The organism is Streptomyces sp. NPDC005728 (assembly GCF_040630895.1).
In the GTDB taxonomy this organism is placed as follows: Bacteria; Actinomycetota; Actinomycetes; order Streptomycetales; family Streptomycetaceae; genus Streptomyces.
On the sequence record NZ_JBEXYL010000132.1, the window covers coordinates 1 to 18,441 of the forward strand.

At 69.4% G+C, this 18,441-nt stretch carries 16 protein-coding genes and 4 pseudogenes; 8 read left to right on the forward strand and 12 right to left on the reverse strand.

The annotated features are described in order from the left end of the window. Positions 1 to 824, reverse strand: an 824-nt coding sequence (locus ABZ471_RS43065) for an FAD-dependent monooxygenase (RefSeq protein ID WP_359074605.1), incomplete at its 3' end; no start/stop codon positions are given. 111 nt (positions 825 to 935) lie between these two features. Between ABZ471_RS43065 and ABZ471_RS43070 the strand changes: the two genes are divergently transcribed. Continuing rightward, positions 936 to 1,664 (forward strand): TetR/AcrR family transcriptional regulator, encoded by a 729-nt coding sequence (locus tag ABZ471_RS43070; RefSeq protein WP_359074606.1) that lies wholly within the window; start codon positions 936 to 938, stop codon positions 1,662 to 1,664. A 114-nt stretch (positions 1,665 to 1,778) separates the two neighbouring features. Here the strand turns inward: ABZ471_RS43070 and ABZ471_RS43075 are convergent. Beyond that, positions 1,779 to 1,953: pseudogene (locus tag ABZ471_RS43075) on the reverse strand (IS630 family transposase); the annotation flags it as partial. Between the two features lie 289 nt (positions 1,954 to 2,242). Beyond that, positions 2,243 to 3,184 carry a LysR family transcriptional regulator gene (locus ABZ471_RS43080; protein WP_359074608.1) on the reverse strand — a complete coding sequence of 314 codons (942 nt, stop codon included), beginning with the start codon at positions 3,182 to 3,184 and terminating at the stop codon, positions 2,243 to 2,245. A 56-nt stretch (positions 3,185 to 3,240) separates the two neighbouring features. Here ABZ471_RS43080 and ABZ471_RS43085 point away from each other — a divergent pair, with 56 nt between their 5' ends. Together ABZ471_RS43085 and ABZ471_RS43090 are read left to right on the forward strand one after the other, a co-directional pair. Further along, complete coding sequence (locus ABZ471_RS43085) at positions 3,241 to 4,239, forward strand: NADP-dependent oxidoreductase (RefSeq protein WP_359074610.1); 999 nt, start codon at positions 3,241 to 3,243, stop codon at positions 4,237 to 4,239. Further along, positions 4,236 to 4,637 carry a nuclear transport factor 2 family protein gene (locus ABZ471_RS43090; protein WP_359074612.1) on the forward strand — a complete coding sequence of 134 codons (402 nt, stop codon included), beginning with the start codon at positions 4,236 to 4,238 and terminating at the stop codon, positions 4,635 to 4,637. The genes ABZ471_RS43085 and ABZ471_RS43090 overlap by 4 nt, the downstream gene beginning before the upstream one ends. Before the next feature lie 320 nt (positions 4,638 to 4,957). On the opposite strand, the pseudogene ABZ471_RS43095 reads toward ABZ471_RS43090, so the two are convergent. Further along, positions 4,958 to 5,062, reverse strand: a pseudogene (locus ABZ471_RS43095) (IS5/IS1182 family transposase); the annotation flags it as partial. A 443-nt stretch (positions 5,063 to 5,505) separates the two neighbouring features. Between ABZ471_RS43095 and ABZ471_RS43100 the strand changes: the two are divergent. Next, positions 5,506 to 5,898, forward strand: coding sequence for a hypothetical protein (locus tag ABZ471_RS43100; protein ID WP_359074613.1), 393 nt, complete (start codon positions 5,506 to 5,508; stop codon positions 5,896 to 5,898). A 169-nt stretch (positions 5,899 to 6,067) separates the two neighbouring features. Here the strand turns inward: ABZ471_RS43100 and ABZ471_RS43105 are convergent, their stop codons facing one another. From ABZ471_RS43105 to ABZ471_RS43120, 4 genes are all read right to left on the reverse strand, one after another. After that, a complete protein-coding gene (locus tag ABZ471_RS43105; RefSeq protein ID WP_359074615.1) occupies positions 6,068 to 7,024 on the reverse strand; it encodes a hypothetical protein in 957 nt (318 codons plus the stop codon). Positions 7,025 to 7,110: 86 nt separating this feature from the next. Further along, positions 7,111 to 7,515, reverse strand: a complete 405-nt coding sequence (locus ABZ471_RS43110) for a hypothetical protein (protein ID WP_359074617.1) — start codon at positions 7,513 to 7,515, stop codon at positions 7,111 to 7,113. A 43-nt stretch (positions 7,516 to 7,558) separates the two neighbouring features. Continuing rightward, positions 7,559 to 8,560, reverse strand: a complete 1,002-nt coding sequence (locus ABZ471_RS43115) for a peptidoglycan-binding protein (RefSeq protein WP_359074619.1) — start codon at positions 8,558 to 8,560, stop codon at positions 7,559 to 7,561. A gap of 8 nt (positions 8,561 to 8,568) precedes the next feature. Then, positions 8,569 to 8,715, reverse strand: coding sequence for a hypothetical protein (locus ABZ471_RS43120; protein ID WP_359074620.1), 147 nt, complete (start codon positions 8,713 to 8,715; stop codon positions 8,569 to 8,571). A gap of 262 nt (positions 8,716 to 8,977) precedes the next feature. On the opposite strand from ABZ471_RS43120, the gene ABZ471_RS43125 reads away from it, so the two are divergent. After that, positions 8,978 to 12,835 (forward strand): DNA-binding protein, encoded by a 3,858-nt coding sequence (locus ABZ471_RS43125; protein WP_359074622.1) that lies wholly within the window; start codon positions 8,978 to 8,980, stop codon positions 12,833 to 12,835. 743 nt (positions 12,836 to 13,578) lie between these two features. On the opposite strand, the pseudogene ABZ471_RS43130 reads toward ABZ471_RS43125, so the two are convergent. Next, positions 13,579 to 13,881: pseudogene (locus ABZ471_RS43130) on the reverse strand (WD40 repeat domain-containing protein); the annotation flags it as partial. 62 nt (positions 13,882 to 13,943) lie between these two features. On the opposite strand from ABZ471_RS43130, the gene ABZ471_RS43135 reads away from it, so the two are divergent. Together ABZ471_RS43135 and ABZ471_RS43140 are read left to right on the forward strand one after the other, a co-directional pair. After that, on the forward strand, positions 13,944 to 14,396 hold the full coding sequence (locus tag ABZ471_RS43135; protein WP_359074629.1) for a transposase: 453 nt from the start codon (positions 13,944 to 13,946) through the stop codon (positions 14,394 to 14,396). Next, complete coding sequence (locus tag ABZ471_RS43140; protein ID WP_359074631.1) at positions 14,315 to 14,575, forward strand: transposase; 261 nt, start codon at positions 14,315 to 14,317, stop codon at positions 14,573 to 14,575. The genes ABZ471_RS43135 and ABZ471_RS43140 overlap by 82 nt, the downstream gene beginning before the upstream one ends. Here the strand turns inward: ABZ471_RS43140 and ABZ471_RS43145 are convergent. From ABZ471_RS43145 to ABZ471_RS43155, 3 genes and pseudogenes are all read right to left on the reverse strand, one after another. After that, complete coding sequence (locus ABZ471_RS43145; protein ID WP_359074623.1) at positions 14,527 to 15,783, reverse strand: vanadium-dependent haloperoxidase; 1,257 nt, start codon at positions 15,781 to 15,783, stop codon at positions 14,527 to 14,529. The two genes, ABZ471_RS43140 and ABZ471_RS43145, sit on opposite strands and share 49 nt — an antisense overlap. Positions 15,784 to 16,022: 239 nt before the next feature. Next, a pseudogene (locus ABZ471_RS43150) lies at positions 16,023 to 16,151 on the reverse strand (IS110 family transposase); the annotation flags it as partial. 18 nt (positions 16,152 to 16,169) lie between these two features. Then, positions 16,170 to 17,474, reverse strand: a complete 1,305-nt coding sequence (locus ABZ471_RS43155; RefSeq protein ID WP_359074625.1) for an MFS transporter — start codon at positions 17,472 to 17,474, stop codon at positions 16,170 to 16,172. A 94-nt stretch (positions 17,475 to 17,568) separates the two neighbouring features. Between ABZ471_RS43155 and ABZ471_RS43160 the strand changes: the two genes are divergently transcribed. Beyond that, a complete protein-coding gene (locus ABZ471_RS43160; RefSeq protein WP_359074627.1) occupies positions 17,569 to 18,087 on the forward strand; it encodes a MarR family transcriptional regulator in 519 nt (172 codons plus the stop codon). Positions 18,088 to 18,441 lie beyond the last annotated feature (354 nt).

The following is an 18,441-nucleotide window of genomic DNA, read 5'->3' on the forward strand; positions in this document are numbered from 1 at the left end:
CTGATCGGGCGCGGGGCGAGGGCGGTTTCCCCGTCAGTGATGAGAGCGGTGAGTTCCGGCGCCCATCCGGTGAATTCTGCCGCGACCTGGGCCGCTGCCGTTTCGGGACTGGCGAGGATGGCGGCGATCCATTCCTGCGGTTTGTTGAGTGCGACGTAGGTGTGAAGAACGGCGTCGGCTTCTCGATGGCCAAGGATCCCCTTGCCGGCTGTGACGGCGAACAGGGAACCGTCGCCGGCGGCCTTGGCCGCTGCGGGGTGGCGTTGGTCGGCGTCGTACAGGTAGGTCTCGATGAACGACGTGCCGACGTACTCGGGCTTCGCGTCGGAGAGCAGCGGCCGGATTCTCGACCAGGCGCCGTCCGCGCCGACGAGGAGGCCGGTCGTCACGGTTGGCTCGTCGGCGAAGGCCAGCTCGTGCCTTCCGTCTCCGAGGGGGCGGACACTGGTGACCTTGTGTCCCCACTGGATCATCTCGTCGGGCAGCGAGTTGAGCAGGATCCGACGCAGGTCTCCGCGGAGCACCTCAGGGCGACCGCCCGTACCGTCGTCGGGCTGGTCGAGCAGTACCGCGCCGTGCTGGTCGAGCACGCGCAGGGCCTCGCCGCCTTCGTGGATGATCGCGCGGAACTCGTCGGTGAGGCCGGCCGCTTCGAGGGCGAGCTGCCCGTTGTACTCGTGGATGTCGAGCTGACCGCCCTGCGTGCGGGCGTCCGCCGATGTCTCGGCTTCGTAGATGGTCGCGGGGATGCCGTGCAGGTGCAGGACCCGTGCGAGGGTCAGGCCGCCGAGCCCGGCGCCGATGATCGTGACGGGAGTGGTCATGGTGGTTTCCCTTTCGGCTGGACACCGCTCTACTGCGATACAGTGTTCGCAGTACCGGCGACACGATAGCACTACTGCGAACAGTGAGCGCAGTAGTGAGGAGGAAAACCGATGGATGACGCTCACACGGTGATCTGGAACCGGCCGGAGCGGGCCGCGAAAGGCCCCGCGCCGTCACGCACCCGGGCGGAGATCACCAGCGCCGCTATCGAGATCGCCGACGCCGAGGGCATCGAGGCACTGTCCATGCGGCGCGTCGCCAAGGAACTGGGAACGGGCACAGCCTCGCTCTACCGCTACCTGGCGTCCAAAGACGACCTGCTCGACCTCATGCTCGACGCCGTAGCGGCCGAAGACGGCGGCCCGCCTGCCCCCACCGGCGACTGGCGCAGCGACCTGCGAAGCCTGGCCCATCGTTCCCGAGCCACCATCCACCGGCATCCCTGGATGGCCTCCCTCGCAGCAGGGCGCCCATCACTTGGACCGAACTCCCTCGATGCCACCGAATACGCACTCGCCGCCCTCGATCCCCTCGGCTTCGACATCGACGTCATGATCACCGTCGTCAACACGCTGCAGGCCTTCGTCCGCGGCTACGCCATCGGCGAGCTCGCCCAACAGGAAGCCGTCCGACGCTCCGGAGTCGGCATCCAGGAATGGATGGACGCCCACGCGCCCTACCTCGACAAAGTCGTCAAAGCCGGGCGCCACCCACTCCTCGCCCGGGTCATTCGCGATGCCGAACTTCCCCACGCGGCCGACAGCGCCGAGCGCGGTTTCCAACTGGGACTCGAACGACTCCTCGACGGATGGGAAGCCAACCTCCCGGCCCGGCCCTGACGATCCGGCAGCATCAACCGGGGGTTCATCGGGGAACTCCACACCCCGACGCCGGTCTCCGCGCGCCGAACCCCCGACACAACGCGATTCCCCGAAACGACCCGCCAGGGCTTGCACGGATCGGTGGACGCCTCGTCGTATCTGCTTGTTGATCAGCTCGGCGAACCAGCGTTCCACCAGGTTCAGCCACGACGATCCGGTGGCGTGAAGTGCACGTGAAGGCGGGGTGGGCCAGCAGCCAGATCCTGACGGCCGGGGTTTTGCGGGTGGCGTAGTTGACCAGCACCATAGTCGCCTTCGGCAGCGTCGGGGTCACGGAAGGGGCGCAAGCCCCGGCCGTGGTCGGCGGCCTTAATGTTGAACAGGTAGCGGCCCAAGAAGTTGATATGCGGGCATGAGCGGGGAGAGGCGGGCGACGCCCTCGTCCATCTTGTACAGGCCGAAGGCCATGTCGCCGTACGGGGCGGTGTCGGTGGCCGCCATCTCCGTACCCCGAGCGATACCGGCAGATGCGCGACGAACACGGCGCGCGTCACCGCTTGGTGCAGTTCAGCGCCAAGCGGGTCGGCTGGTCCCGGTCAGGCTGCCGGGGCGGTCAGGACGGCCTTGGCCGCCAGCCGGAGATCCCTGATCATCGGATTCGGGTCGCCCTTGCGGCTGACCAGGACGACCTGGCTGGGGGGAGCGCCCTCGATCGGGACGGTGACGAGGTTGGGACGCAGTGAGCTACGCCGATCGCCGACCGGTAGCACGGCGATCGCCCTGCCACTCGCGACGAATTCGAGCTTGTCCTCGTAGCTCTCGATCGGCGGCACGCCGGCCCCGAGGATCCGGTAGGAAGTCCAGTCCGCGGTTGCGAACGCGCACGGCGCCGCCTCCTCGCCGGCCAGTTCTTCCGCGGTCACCGACGCGCGGTCGGCCAAGGGATGGCCGCGCGGGACCACGAGCATCCGGGGCTCCTCGTAGAGCGGGGTGGTGAACACGTCGTCGGCGGCAAGCGGCAGCGGGGCCCGCGCGATCAGGGCGTCGACGCGCTTGTCGGACAGCGCCCCGACGTCGCGGCAGCTCAGGTACCGGGTGGAGATCTCGGCGTCCGGGCAACGGCCGCGCAGTTCCCGTACGGCGGCAGTGATCACCAGGTCTTCAACGTAGCCGATGGCGATTCGTTCGGTCTCGGCTTGTTCACGCACGGTCAGCTCGGCCTGGCGGGCGGCCTGCAGCAGGGCTTGGGCCCGGGGGAGGAACCTCTGGCCAGCCGGAGTGAGCCGGGTGCCCTGGGGTACGCGGTCCAGCAGTCGTGCGCCGAGATACTTCTCGAGCCGTTGAATCTGGCGACTCAGCGCCGGCTGGGCCACGTGCAAGTCGGCAGCGGCCCGGCCGAAGTGCTGGTGCGCCGCCACCACGGTGAAGTAGCGCACCAGCCGCAGTTCCAGGTCCTGTCCGAGATCGTTCACCCTTCCAGCGTACGTGTCATGTCGTTTCGGAATGACTAGGTTGCCGAACCGGTCTTGGACGGCCATGCCGTCCTGGGCCTTGACTGAGGGAGCAACGTTTCCCCAAGAAAGCGACAGGCGCGATGAAGGCGATCCAGTTCCACGAAGCGGGCGGCCCGGAAGTTCTGCGGTATGACGAGGTGCCGGTTCCCGAAATCGGCCCGGGCGAGGTGCTCGTCCGGGTGCACGCGGCGGGCATCAACCCGCCGGACTGGTACCTGCGTGAGGGGATGAAGGTCATGCCGGCCGAGATGAGGCCGGCGCTGGAGTTCCCCCTGATCCCCGGAACGGACATGTCGGGCGTGGTCCAGGAGGTCGCTCCGGACGTGCTGGGGTTCGCCGTCGGTGACGAGGTCTTCGGCATGCTGCGGTTCCCTGGATTCGACGGCCGGACGTACGCCGAGTACGTGGCCGCGCCGGCTTCGGACCTGGCTCACAAGCCGGCCGGTATCGACCACGTGCAGGCGGCTGGGGCGCCGATGGCCGTGCTTACGGCCTGGCAGTACCTGGTTGATCTCGGCCACGACGTGCCGTCTCCTTTCACCGGCCAGGTGCACCAGCCGGTGCCGATCACGCCAGGGATGACCGTGCTGGTCAACGGGGCCGCCGGTGGAGTGGGCCACTTCGCGGTACAGCTGGCGAAATGGAAGGGGGCAGACGTAATCGCGGTGGCCTCGGGCCGGCACGAGCAGTTCCTGCGCAAGCTCGGCGCCGATGAGTTCATCGACTACACCAGGACGCAGGCCGCCGACGTGGTCAGCGGTGTCGACCTGGTGATCGACACCGTCGGTGGCCCGGACAGCTCACGTTTCCTGACCGTGCTCAAGCGCGGCGGCACCATGCTTCCGGTGTTCTTCGCCCAGTACGACCCGGAAGAGACGGCGAGTCTGGGCGTCACAGTCTCGGACATTCAGGTGCGTTCCAACGGCCCCCAGCTCGCCGAGATCGGGCGCCTTTTCGACGAGGGCAAACTCCAGGTCGGGGTGGACAGCACCTACCCGCTGCCCGAGGCGGGCAGCGCACACACGCGAGCCGCGCAGGGCCACCTCCAAGGCAAGATCGTGCTGACGGTGGTCTCGTGATCGCTGAACTCCAGCAGGCGGTGGCGAACTACGCCCACGCCCTGGACGAGCTGAATGTGCCCGAGCTGGACGCGGTCCTGACCGAAGACACCACCGGGACCTTCACGATGCCCGGACAGGGAGTGCTCGGCCCGGTCGCCGGACGCGCGGCGGTGCTCGACTTCATCCGTGACGGGCACACGGCCCAGACCGGAAGGGTGCGGCACCACCTGGGCAATGTCGTGGTCACGACGACGGACGCCGCCACCGCTGAGGTGCGGGCCTATCTGGTGCAGACGAGGAACACCGGCGAGAGCATCCAGATGATCTCGACCGGGGTCTACACGTTCGGCCTGCGCCGGTCCGACGGTGGGTGGCGGATCGCCGAGCTCACCCTGACGCTGGCCAACGCCGCTTAGGGCGGGGCTAGGCAGTGTGTCCGGCGGATCATCGCGTGCCTGCCGGCCGCGCCCGGGTACCGATTGGGTCGACGACGAACAGCACGGCCCTCTGTAGGGAGATGGTCAGCCGGTCGACGCGTTGTTGAACGCCAGCAGGTTCGGCTGCCCACTGGCAGATCGAGCAGGCGGTCGGGGACAGCCAGAGTGGTGGTGGCCTTTCCGACGGTCGTGAGGGTCAGATCCTTCGACGTGGAGAGCAGGCAGGCGGCGAGTCCCGCCACGTGTGCCACGGCCTGCGAGGTGCCGACGACCGTTGTGTTCACGCTATGGTCCCTCGGCTCCGGGATCGTGTGCTTGATCCGGCGTCTTCGCAGACAGCGCCTGTTGCGGCGAGAGCTGTACGCCTTGTCACCGCTGACGTGACCGGGCCGGGTGCGGGGCTGCTCGCCCTGCGGGGCGAATACTGCAACTCTCGAATACCGACACTCCACCAGTGACATGTCGACACGGTGGACACGGAGATCGTGGCGATCGCGGGCTCCCCGTCCCGCCCCGCCTACCTCGTCGTCCGGCTCCCGGACGGCTCCCTCCCATCAGACAGCGCAGCGGGACAGCAGGCAGCGCGCCGACGTCGGCCGGGCACTCGCGGACGGCGTCCGGGAGGCGCTGCCTGGCGGGGGCCACCCGGTGGTCACGCCGCTGCTCGCCGAGGCTGAGGTGGGCACCACCCGGCACCGCACCGTGCGGTTCGTTCGTCTCCGCGAGGACCTGGGCCTGGCCGAGCCGGGGCCGTCCGGGTGAACAGGGCGGTGTCGCCAGCGACCTGGCCGGAGCCCGGACGCTACAAGGAGGGGGAACCGGCGCAGGAGCAACGTGCGGAGGGCCGATGGCGACATGGCAGGACGAGCCGGGCGCCCCGGAATGGCGCCGGGCCGTGGACACGGCCGACCGTGTCCGCGGCCCAGGCGTCTCCCCGGGCGAGCTGCCGGGCTACCGCCGCCAGGGCTGCACCGCGATCTCCGAGGCGATGCGGCTGCTGGCCGACCCCACCGTGCCCGGCGCGCTGACCGCGGCCCGGTCGGCCATGCGGCGCGCACTGCGGCTGATGCCGCAGTCCGGGCCAGACCAACGGTGCTACGAACAGCTCTGGCGCGGACGCCACCGATGGGACGGTCCGCTGCAGGTGTGCGACCGGCCGACCTGCGGCCGCTGCCTACCGCTGAAGGCCGCAGCGGAAGTTGAGGCGGCGCGCGCTCACCATCCCGCTGCGGCAAGATGATCGCTTCCGGCTGCTGGACCCCGGCGTTGCAGTGCCTTGCGTTGACAGGACGGCAGGGCTCGGGCGGCCCCGGCCCCCTGCGCCCTGGGCCGGGAGGGCCCCTCCACCTACGCCTGGTTGTAGTGCATGGGTGCGCTGTATGAGGGGCGTCGACCGATGAACCCTCCCATCAGCTTTCCGTGAGCTCAGAATCCGTGTGGCCAGAAGAACGAGTCTGGGATGCGAACGGCGGGCGGCCTGTGTCAGCTGGCGACGTGCTGGCGAGGACTTGCCGGGCCCGGGTCAGGTACTGGTTGCGGGCGGCGGCGATGGCGCGGAACTGGCGGGCGTGCCGGGCAATGGCTTCGTTCTGCAGCGCGGCCTCGGTCCGCCACCAGGTCCGGACCAGGCCGGTGAGCTGTTTGCACGCGACGTCGGCCTGGGCGGTGGCGATTTCGGCACGGCTCGCAAACCTGGTGTTCCAGCGGGGATCGTCGGCTGCGGTTACCGGGTCGGCATAGTGGAAACCACGCCGGCGCATGCAGGTGCTCCAGCGACGGCCGGCGGTGGTGACTGCGGGCGACTGGCGTGCGAGGTCGTAGCTGGTGGTGGTGATCTGGTTGAGCAGGTCCCAGGGGACGTCCGGTACCTGTGCCAGCAGACGTGTGTGGGCCTGGGAACGGCAACCCGGCCGGTGCGGGGTGCCGTAAGCGGCGGCTCGTTGGCGGGGGCTGAGCCCGGCGTCGCGTTCGGCGCTCTGCTGCTCGCGCCGGGACAGGTCGGGGTCGGGAAGCTCGTGATATCCGTATCGCGCGGCGACTTGGGGCTCGATGGGGCCGTACCGCAGTCTGTTCGGGGTGAACGGCGATGGGTGGCGTGTCAGTTGGGGCCACTTCAGGTGAAGGCGCGCCATGCACGCGGCGGTGAGCTGGTCCTCCGCGGACAGGATCAATGTCGTCTGCGGTGTGTCGAGGGTGTAGTCGTCGACGGGGAGGAGCAGGGATTTCGCCTCCTGGTCGGCTGCGGGCACGGCCGGGGAGAGCGGGCGGCGGCTGCCGGACACGGTGGGGAGCTGATGCAAGCAGGCCAGCGCGAGGACGGCGGCAGCAAGTACGGCGGCGAGAGCGGCGATGCGACGGTGACGCATGGCTGGCCTCCTGGGGCGTCGAAGAGAGCGGTGCCCCGCCGCACGGTGACGGCGGGGCAACCGCGGGTCGCACAGTTGCGGAGAGCTCAGCACTCCTGCCTAAGCGAGCGGGCCGCGTCGCTTCCGACCGCGTCGTTGCTCAGGTTCGGGTCCTTGGTGTGCGGGTAGGAGCGCGTGCTCACGCCGTGGAAGTTCTTCTTGCGGAAGAGGCTCCAGTAGCAGCCGCCGGTGTTCTTCACCGAGGTGATCTGCTCGTCCACCTTCGACCCGTTGTCGAACTTGTTGTTGGACAGGTCCTTGTCGGAGGAGCAGAACCTCTTCCAGCCGCCCCGGTAGCCGGCGTCGCGGTATGTGTGCAGCGGCCCGTTGCAGGAGGACGCGGAGAGGCTGCTGACCGGGCCGTGGACGGCGGGCGCCGGAGCTGCAGCGATGATGCCCCAACTGAGCGTGACTGTAGCGACCGCGATGGCGGCGTACCTCGCAAGGCGCATGAGATCTCCCTGGGTTGATGGATGTGGTGCCGTCTGGGCTCGGTCAGAAGGTGTTGGCGTTGAGGGCCTTCTGGAGCTGGGTGGTGGTGCTTGCCTCCCAGGTGTCCTGGGGCGTCAGGCCGAGGTGCTTGTTGAGGGCGGTCACGGTGTCGGGCCCCGTGATGCCATCGGCAGTGACCTTGAGGTACTCCTGGAGGGCCTTGACGGTCAGCGGACCGAAGGCGCCGTCGACGTCCAGCCCGGCCCCCGTCTGGCTGTTGAGCGTGCGCTGCAGGGCGGCGCAGGTGGCGGGCCCGAACTGGCCGTCCACGGCGAGCAGTGCGGGGGCTGCGACGAGAGCCTTGGGCTTGACGACACCGCTACGGCCGGCGAGGGCGGCCTTCATCACGGCGGCGGTGTGCGGCCCGTACTCGCCGTCCACGGTCAGCTTGTGCTTCGACTGGAAGGTGCGGAGCGCGTGGTCGGTGGCGGCGCCGAACTGGCCGTCGACAGTGAGGCCGGCCTTCTGCACGGTATTGAGGTTCTTCTGGAGGGTCTTGACAGCCTTGCCGGTGGAGCCTGTGCGCAGGATGCCGTCGTGGCTCGGCATAGGGGCCGCACCTTCGTAGGCGGGGCGGCCGTAGCCGACCACGCAGGCGCCTCCGCGGACCCGGCGGCGGAAGGCGTCGGAGGTGTTGCCCTCCAGGGTGGTGATGGTGCCGTTGGAGTGGACGGCCTCGACGAGGCCGACGTGGTCGATGCCGCTGATGGACCGGCCGCCAGAGAAGTCGAAGAAGACGACGTCGCCGGGGCGGATGCCGCCCAGACCGTAGTGCCAGCGGCCGTGGCTCTGGAAGGCGCGGGCGTGGGCGGTGGTGAGGGCGAACTTGCCCATCACGGCCTTGAGATTGTTGGAGTGGGCCGCCTCGTAGCTGATGGACATGTCGCACCACGGGCCGGAGAAGCCGTACCACGAGGTGATGAGGTTGTGGTTCGAGCCGGGCGGGTGCTCGGTGGTGCCCAGCAGCTTGCGGGCGGCGGCGATCATTCCCTGTGCGGTTCCCATGGCAGGTGTCAGAGCTCCATGTCGTCGGGGAGTGCGTCAAGGTCGGAGGTGACCTCGTGGGCGGGGTCCTGGCTGACGCCGGTCTGATCGGGGTCGATGTCGAAGACCCCCGCGCCGGCCTGCGGGTAAGGCGGCGTCTGCTCGTTCTCGCTCATGAACACTGGCTCCTTCATTGCTTCACTCGGGTGGGGGGCCGCCTGGCCACGTGCTTGTGCCGGAGCTGTATCGAGCCGGCCGACAACTGACGCTGGGCCTGGGCGACCGCCCTGCACCACTGAGTTCAGCGGGTCGGGAATTGAATGGGCAGCCAGTTCTGCTGCCCTGAACAATGGACTCGCTGCAGGTCACGGGCACAGCGTTGCGGCGTTGGCCAAAGGAGACGCCTCGGATTGCGCTCGTGCCACGAGGTTGCGTACCTTGTCCGGCCACTACGCCGCGTCCACGGGGGAAGCGGGCGGCAAGAGGGGTGAGCTGTCGATGGCGGGACGTCCTGAAAGCCCACTCGATCCCAGCACCGGGCCGGTGGCGCGGTTCGCGGCCGAGTTACGCAAACTTCGGGCGGAGGCCGGGAATCCGACCTACCGGGTGATGGCGCAGCGCACCGGTCAGGGGACCAGCACCCTGTCGCAGGCCGCCGGCGGTGAGCGGCTGCCGACCCTGCCCGTCGTGCTGGCCTATGTCAGGGCGTGCAGCGGTGATCCGGAGGAGTGGGAGGAGCGTTGGCGGCAGGCGGCCGCTGAAGTAGCGGCGGAACCCCGGGCCGAGGATGAGGACGTCGAGCCTCCGTACCGGGGTCTGTCCCGTTTCGAGCCGGGCGACACCAATCTGTTCTTCGGCCGCGACGAGCTCACCGACCGCCTGGTCGAGCTGACCCACTCCCGTCGGTTCACCGCCGTGTTCGGCCCCTCAGGCAGTGGCAAGTCCTCTCTACTGCGTGCCGGCCTCATTCCCCGCCTCCGCACCCCTGACCCGGCCGGCCCACAGCCGGCCGCGCTGCGCGTCCTCACTCCTGGCGAGCACCCCCTACGCACCCATGAGCAGCGGCTGACCCCGAAGGACGGCAACGGGGACACGTGGCTGATCGTGGACCAGTTCGAAGAGCTCTACACCCTCTGCCACGACCCGGACGAGCGCGACCAGTTCATCGACCGCCTCCTGACCGCTACCGATCCCGGGAGCAGACTGCGCGTCGTCATCGCCGTACGCGCCGACTTCCTCGGCCGCTGCGCCGAGCACTCTCAGTTGACCGCCGCCCTGCAGGACGGCACCGTGCTCGCCGGGCCGATGAGCAGCGACGAACTACGCCAGGCCATCGTCAAACCCGCACAGGCCACAGGGCTGATCGTGGAACGCGGACTGACGACGCACATTCTCAACGAGGTCGAAGGGGAACCCGGGGCCCTGCCGCTCATGTCGCATGCATTGCTGGAAACCTGGCGGCGCCGCAAGGGCCGAGCCCTCACTCTTGAGGCCTATGAGTCCCTCGGTGGCCTGCACGGTGCCATCACCCGCACCGCCGAAGACATCTACGACCGGCTCACGCCAGCCCAGGCCGACCTCGCGCGTCGGATCCTGCTGCGCCTGGTCACCCCGGGAGACGGCGCACCCGATACCCGCAGACCCGTCCGCCGCGAGGAGTTCGGCTTCGGCAAGGCCACCGACACCACGACGGTCACCGAGCAGCTGGCCCGTGCCCGACTGCTCACTCTGGACGGCGAGCAGGTCGACCTGGCTCACGAGGCACTCATCAGTGCCTGGCCTCGTCTTCGGAGTTGGATCGACACCGATCGTGAGCGGCTGCGTGCCCATCGACGGCTGACGGAGGCCGCCGCTGCCTGGGACGCGCTGGACCGCGATCCCGGTGCTCTGTACCGGGGCACGCTCCTGGCCGCCACGGAAGAGGCGTTTCCCGCCCAGGATCGGGAAGCGGTCCTGACGGCCCTGGAGGGCGCGTTCCTCGCCGCCAGCCTGCAGGCCCGGCGCCGTGAGCGCGCCCGTCCGCGCATCCTGGCCACCGTGGTGTCCGCCCTGGTCGCGCTGGCCCTGACGGCAGGAGTGATCGCCTGGCAGCAGAGCCGGACCAGCACCGTGCAGCGCACCCAGGCCACCGCCCGCAGGGTCGCCGCCCTCGCGGACAGCCTGCGCTACACCGACCCGGTCACGGCCATGCGGCTCAGCGTCGCCGCCTGGCGGATCGCCGACACGGTTGAGACGCGCTCCGCCCTCATCGGTGCCCTGGCCCAGAAGGAACAGGACACTTTCGCGCCCTCCGGCGACGAGGACAGCCAGTACTTCATGACCCCCGACACCCGCACCCTGGTCGCCACCGGTGGCGACCGCGTGGTGCTCTGGGACGTCAGGACGCACCGCAGGACCGGCACTTTCCGCGGCCTGGGGGAGGACGTCATGTACGACGTACATGACGTGAGCCCCGACGGGCGCTACCTCCTGCTGCTGGGCACAGACGCTCGCGTATGGGACATCGTCGCGGGCCGGTACACCGGGGCCGCCATCCCCCTGCACACCGTCAGGTCCGGGGGGTTCGACACCGGCGGGCACACGTTCGACGTCACCGACAACTCCGGCGGCATCAACCGCGTCCAGGTATGGGACTGGCGACGCCACCGGTTGCTGTTCGAGCGGCAGGGCCGGCAAGTCCAGGGCGTGACCATCAGCCCCGACGACCGCTTGGCCACTGTATGTGAGACGGGTCGGCCTATGCAGGTGTGGGATCTGGTTCGGCACCGTACCCTGCCCACGCCCGGCGGACCCAAGGGCACCGAAATGGGGTGCTCCGCCCTATTCAGCCCCGACAGCCACCAGATCGTCGCGGCCATGCCCGAGGGAGGACTACGTCTGTGGAACCTCCGACCTGACGCCTCCGGCCCGCACAAGGGCTACGACATCCCCACCAGTTTCGGTGACGACGCCGGAGCCGGCTACACCGACATCGCGGACATGTCCTTCAGTCAGGACGGCCGTTTCCTCGCGACCGCCAATGACCAGGAGATCCGGCTGTGGCGGCTGTCGGCAGACGCATCCGGCCCCGTCTTCCGCTACTCGCTGCCGTCCGGCGGCGACCAACGTCTGGGTCTCCTGGGGTCTCTCGGCGTGGATCCGGACGGCCACACGGTCCGCTACATGACGCAGTCCGGAGAGGACTCCGTGACGGGAACCATAGTGCGCACTCTGTCGGTGCGTGACGTCACCGCCCCTGGTTGGCGTGACGAACAACGGCAACGGGCCCAGTTCAGCCCGGACGGCCGGACGCTGGCCACCACGTGGCGCAGCGGACACATGAGCCGCTTCCGTCTGACGGACGCCCGCACCGGCCGCACCCAGGTGGACCTGCCGGGCATACCGTGCCCCGTAAACCCGGACGAGCCGGGAGACGGTCCTCAGGACTGCGGAGAGCTGATGGCCTTCAGCTCCGACGGCAGCACCTTCGCCTACACGGCCAGTACCGGCGAGGACTCCCGCACCACACAACGGGCCAGCGTGTGGGACGTACGCGCCCGCCGCGCCCGCGCGACCGTCGACCTGGGCCGCCCCACCAACGCCCGGGGCGTCGTCAGCGCCATCGCTCTCGGCCCGGATGGCCGAACCCTGCTGATCTCCCGGCTGACGGACAACTACCACATCGAGTCCTGGGACATCGAACGCGGTGTGAGAACCGGAAGGCCGTTCACCGGCGGAGGAGAGGTACTTGCCGTCCGCCCCGACGGCACGTCCATCGCCACCTCGGACGGACACATCGGCGATCTGTCCTCGCGGCGCGTCGACAGCCGACGCCTTGCACCGGACACGACCACGGCACTCGCCTTCAGCCCGGACAGCGGCTACCTGGCCGCCGGCGACCAGTCCGGCCGGGTGACCCTGTGGGACGGCGAGGCCACGCATCGACTCGCGGTACTGGCCGGCAGTTTCACCGACGCCCGGCGGGACTCCGGCGCAACCGTTCAGTCCCTGGCCTTCTCTTCCGACAGCCGGACGCTCGCCGTAGGAGGCGACGACGGCACCCTCCAGCTGTGGGACGTCCCTTCCGGCCAACGGCTGGGCTCGGCGCTGCCCACAGCCAACGAACCGATCCTGTCCGTGGGATTCGACGAGGACGGCAGAACGTTGCGTACGTCAGGCTTGTACGTGCCGCTGCACGCCTATCCCACCGACCTGCCCTCCCTCGCGGCGCGAACCTGCCGCCGTGCCGGGCACGGATTCACTCACACCGAGTGGAATGAGTACGTCCCAGAACTGCCCTACCACAACATCTGCTGATGGGCCGCCAGAAGTCAGTCTCGTCCGGTGCGAGCGGATCGCTGGAACACCATGGATGGCTAACGCCATGTGACCTGCGGGAAGCGCATCCAACGGTACGTACGTAGCCCTGATAAGGCCCGAGCTCATCAGTTGATGGCGCATGGGCTTGTGCAGCCGGGTGCCGTAACAGGTCATTACGCAGCTTGTCACTTGCCGGAAGGAAGAGGGGCGAGCCTTCGGTCGCTGTCGTGCTTCTTCAGGTGAGGATGGCGGACGCGAGGGCGTCGCCGGTGCGGAAGCCTGGTAGGGAGGCGAGCGCTGCTCGGCCACTTGTGCTGCTGCGCTGCGGCTGAGAGTGGTGTCCCGGGCGGCGGTTGCGCGGCGTACCTCGGCGTCCGCGAGCGCCATGAGTTCGGCGTCGTAGTACGGGCTGACGGTGTCGGTGTGGGCCTGGCGGGCTGCGGCGAGCCGGAGGCATACCCCCTCAGCCGCGGGCGAGGACGCCGAGCCGGTGCGGACCGGCTACCGCACCAGTGAAGGAGACGGGATCGATCGGGTGTGGGTGCGCTGGGTGGGGCCGGGGGGGAGTGGTGCGCGATACCAGGAGCAAGACCACCTCCGGCGGCGCCAGAAGGCACTGCGGAATTGGGGCTTCGAGGCGCTGGAGGTCCGGGGCCCCGGCGGCCGTCACTATCTGGAGGTCGAAGCGACGTGAAGGCGGCCGTCCGCGGTTGCCCCGCTGTGCGGCTCGCCAGCGGCCTTCAGCAGGTGGTGCGGTAGGGGGTGTCGGGTAGGTAGCTGTGCCACTCGTCGGGAGTGAGGCCACCATCGGCCCGCTGGCAGAGGGCGCGGGTAGCAATCTCCGGGGCGACGGTGAAGCTCTGTACGGGGGTGTGCCGGCCTGCGACGCGCAGTGTGTTGCCATCGGGTGTGAAGGCGAGGGCGAGGACCGGGTCGCCAGGGGCGGTCGGGAGGGCTTGGCTGAGAGGCTGGCCCGAGGCGGTGTCCCACAGCCGTACGGTGCCCTTATCTCCCGCTGTGGCCAGGGTTTTCCCGTCGGAGGTGAAAGTGGCGCCGGGACGGCAGCTGGGACCGGATCCACGATGAGCTACGCCGCCAGCTCCGGATCGGGGCCGGACGCGATCCTGAGCCGTCGGCCGCCGTGATCGACGCCCGGTCGATCAAGACCAGCGAGGGCGGCGAGGCGCGTGGATTCGATGCGGGGAAGCGAACGACAGGGCGGAAGAGACACGTGATCGTCGACACGATGGGCCTGCTGCTGGTCGTCGCGGTCACTTCCGCGTCCGTGCAGGACCGCGCGGGAGGCCGCACCGTCCTGGCCCGGCTCGCGGATGCCTTCCGCACGGTCGGCCTGGTGTGGGCCGGCGGTGGACACGCCAACTTCGTTGATTGCACGCTGCTTTCATGGGCCCGCGACGCGTTGGGCATCGTCGCGGAGATCGTGAAGCGGACGATGATGTCAGGGGCTTCAAGGTCCTGCCCCGTCGCTGGGTGGTGGAGCGAAGTTTCGGCTGGCTGGTCCGAAACCGTCGGCTGGCCCGCGACTACGAACGGCTGACCGCGACCTCGAAGGGGACTCAGCCCGGGATCTCAGAGAGCAGCGCTACCGACGCCGGAAAAGCCTGCCGCCGGGGAGGCAGGACGCCTCCCCGGCTCGACGACGGATCCGCTTCGGTTCTGTGGTGCAGTCAGTGGCCGGACGGCTGGGTACCGTCCTTGCCGACCGGCTGGAAGTAGTGGTCCAGCGCCCAGGCGGCCACGTGCGTGCCGGCCCGGCAGCCGGCTACGTCCGCCGTACGGGAGTGGACGCCGCCCCACACACGGGCATCGACGACGTCCCGGTTGAGGTCGTCGGCGGACCCGTAGAACCGTGTCGTGCCGGTGACCTCGGAGGGGACGTAGAGGTCGATGCGCGAGGTGCCGAGCACGCCGATCAGGGCGCGTGCCACCGCAGCGGCGACGGTCGTATGGCCGGCGACATAGTCCGGGTGTGGCGGGGTGAGGAGCAGCGGCTCCCAGGCCGGGTCTGCCGTCGTCGCGGGGTTGCCGTCGGTGCCGGCGAGGCGGATGGCGGTGATCGGCCGCCAGGAGCCGTAGTGGAGCTTGGCGTCCCATGCGGTGACGACGGCGTCGGTCGCAGACGAGTTCACCGCGGCGAACAGCCGGGCCGTCTCGGCGATACCGAGCCGGTGCCGAGCGGCGTGGTCTCGTACGGCCGTCTGGACCTGTTCGACCAGGTTGCCGCTGAAGAAGAGGGCGGTCTCGGTCTGCTGCGCGCTCCTGCCCGAGCCGGTCTTCGCGCCCATGGCCTTCAGCTCCTGGACATCCTCGGCGTAAGCGGCCGAGGAGAGGGCGGGTGGTCCGCCGGGGCGGAACTGCTGCGGGGAGGCGAGCATGAGGGGGCGGAGCCTGGCGAGCCAGGTGTCGATGAAGGGCTGGAACGCGGGCGGGGTGGGCCGCCAGACCCCCGGTGCCGGGGAAGCGGTGAAAGGAACGTCCGCGAACCTGCCGTCCCCTTCCCGGAGTTCGATGATGCGGGCGGCAGCGCGCCTCCCGTAGTCCACGCCCCGGTCTCTGGCCTGGCCGGCCGGAAGAGCGGCGAGCGAGTCCGCGTAGGCGGTGTCGAGCCGCTCCTTGAAGGCAGGGAAGTAGGTCAGCAGCACGTCGTGGGCCGCAGTGGCGGCGGCCGCCGCAGAGGATGCCTTGGCCGGACCGCGCTCGTGCCATTTGTACAGGGCGTAGCCGCCTTCGATCCCCACCACGGCGTTGTACACGGCGACGGAGACGAACCCCTCCCAGATCGCTACCTGCCCGGAGGGGCGTGGGCCGAGGCTGGTCTTGATCGTGTCGGTGGCGATGGCGTTCCACTCGCGGACCACGGCTGCCGGGTCCGCTGCGGTCCGGGTGTCCGCGTCGCAGGGACTTGTCGCAGCGGTGAGCGTCACGAGGGCGATGGCCGCGACAGCGCAGATGAATGCCCGGACACGTGAACGCGGAGGAACGGGCAGAGGGGGCTCTTGATGCACAGCGTGCTCCCTAGCGTTGAGTTCCCAAGGCTTAGCAACGGCCCACTGCGTGATCAAGACAACTCGCCGCGACCGGGCAGACACAGGGCGCCCTCGAACGCCTCACCGCCCGCTACGAGGCGGCGGGGATGGTGGTGACTGATTCCCAATCATCCTTGTCAAGCCAGCTGGGGCGGCTCGAGAATCCAGTGCCGTTGATCCCGGATGAGAGCCCATAGGCCGTCGAGCCGACGGCGAGCGAGTGCGAGGATCGCCTGCTTGTGGCTCTTGCCCTCCTTCCTCTTGCGGATGAGGGGCCCCGGCGGTCACCTGGTTACATTGTCGCGTCCGGTCGATATGTCTGCCCGGTCGGTTGCGTGCTCGTCCCCGTAGTGGCCGCGGGTCACGGTCGTCGGCGTGAGGGCGTTGGTCACGCCGTCCGTGACGGTGAAGCGGCGGACGCCCGGTACGGCTGCGGTTCCCGCGCAGGCCAGGGCGACTGCGATCGCCGCGGCCCAGAGCGGCGCCTGCGGGCCCCACGCGCTCGCCGCGAGCGGGGCGAGGACGTAACCGAGGGGCATGGCGCTCAGGGACAGCAGCCAGTCGTACGAGGTGACGCGAGCCAGCACGCCGGGCGGGATGGCGGCCTGGACAGAGGTCTCCCATACGGGGTTGAGGAAGCCAAGGCCCGCCAGGGCGAGGCCGTAGGCGGCGATGACGGTGACGGCAGGGGTGCCGGCCGCGAACAGGGCGAGCGGCAGCGCGTAGGTCGCCAGGCCGAGGTTGGCCACAAGGACGGGGCGGCGGGGGCGGGCGCGCCCGGCGAGCAGGGAGCCGAGCAGCAGTCCCACGGCTCCGGCTTGGAGGATCGCCACCCAGACCCGTTCGCCACCCAACTGCCGTACGGCCAGGACGGGGCCGATCGTCATCAGCACGGCTGCGGCTCCGTTCCACGCGGCGTGCGCGAGGAGGCTCGTCCAGTACCAGTCCCGGTTGCGGACCTCCTGCCAGCCCTCCACGAGATCGCCGCGCAGCGAGCGGCGCTCTGCCGGGACATGGCGGAAGTGGATCGTGGCGACCAGCCCCGCGCTGACCGCAAAGGACACGGCGTCCAGGACGAACGCCCAGCCGGGTCCCGCGATGAGAATCAGCGCGCCGGCCAGGGCCGGTCCACCGAGGCCCGTGACACTCTTGACGGCGCCGAGCGCCGAGTTGGCGGCCTGCCGGTCGTCGCCGGGCACCGAGCCGGTGATCAGCCGCGGCAGCGTCGGCATGGCGAATGCGGAGGCGGCCCCGCCGATCGCCTCCGCGAGGGCGATCTGCCACAACCCTGTTACTCCGCCCAGTAGTTGGAGACCGACGTAGAGCTGCGCGGCACAGCGTACGAGATCGGTGGTGAGCGCCACGGTCCGAGCGTTGAACCGATCTCCGACGACACCGCCGAGAGGCAGCAACAGGAGTCTCGGCACCATCGCGCAGCCGAGGACGATTGCGAGGGCGGACGTGGAGCCGGTGGCCCGCAGGACGGCGAGGGACAGTGCGGCGGGCACAACGGCGTCGCCGACAAGGGACAGCGACTTCCCCAGGAAGAGCAGCCGGAAGGCGCGGTTGCGCAGCAGTCGGTGTGACATGGCGACGAATGTATTTCGGCATCAAACTTTCGTCAACGAAATATAAGACTCCGAAATATCTGATTCCGAAGCGTCGCGGCGTAAGCTGGGAACCATGAAGCACGAGGAGCCCGGAGCGCACGACTGGACGGACGAGCACGTCACCCGCTGGATGGCGGTGCTGCCCGACCTCGATCCGGACATCGAGGGCGCGGTGACCCGCATGAAGAAGGTCACCTGGCATCTGGGCAAGGTCCGCGAGCGATCACTGGCCAACTACGACCTGGATCGCCACGAGTTCGACACGCTGCACAAGCTCGCCGCCCGCGCGGGCCGGGCGACACCCTCCGAGCTCGCCACCGATCTCGACCTCGCTCCCGCCTCGATCACGGGCCGCCTCGACGCTCTGGAGCGCCGCGGCTTCGTACGCCGTAAGCCGTCAAAGACCGACCGGCGCCGCGTCGACGTGGAGTTGACCGACTCCGGCCGCGCGACCTGGCTGAGCGCGATGGACGTGGTCGGCGACGAGGAATACCGGCTTCTCGGCGTCCTCTCGCGGGACGAGCGCCGTGCTCTGTCCGACATGCTGCGCCGCGTCGCGCTGGCCGCAGAGGCACACGATGACGCATCCTGACGCTCGGCCGTAACTCCCGGGTGGCCGACGCGCCGCCCGCGGTTGGCCCGGCGGACCGGGCAGCGGCCTGAACGCACTGGTACCGCCCCTCCTTGTCATGGGGCTGGCCAGCTACGAAGTGAGAGACCTTGTTGACTGAGACTCGTTCGTCAGCAGCTCGGTCGACATGCGGGCAGCACGCGTGCTCGGACCGATCCTCGCTGCCTGCCCAGCCGGTGTCACTCACGGCTACGCGATCACGGAAATTGCGCCAGAGCCTGAGAACGGGGGCACGCGGCAGCTGGCCTTGCTTCCGAGCGTCGTCCCGATCCGCCTTCCGGTCATGCCCTCCCGGACAGACCCTGGGCTGTCTGC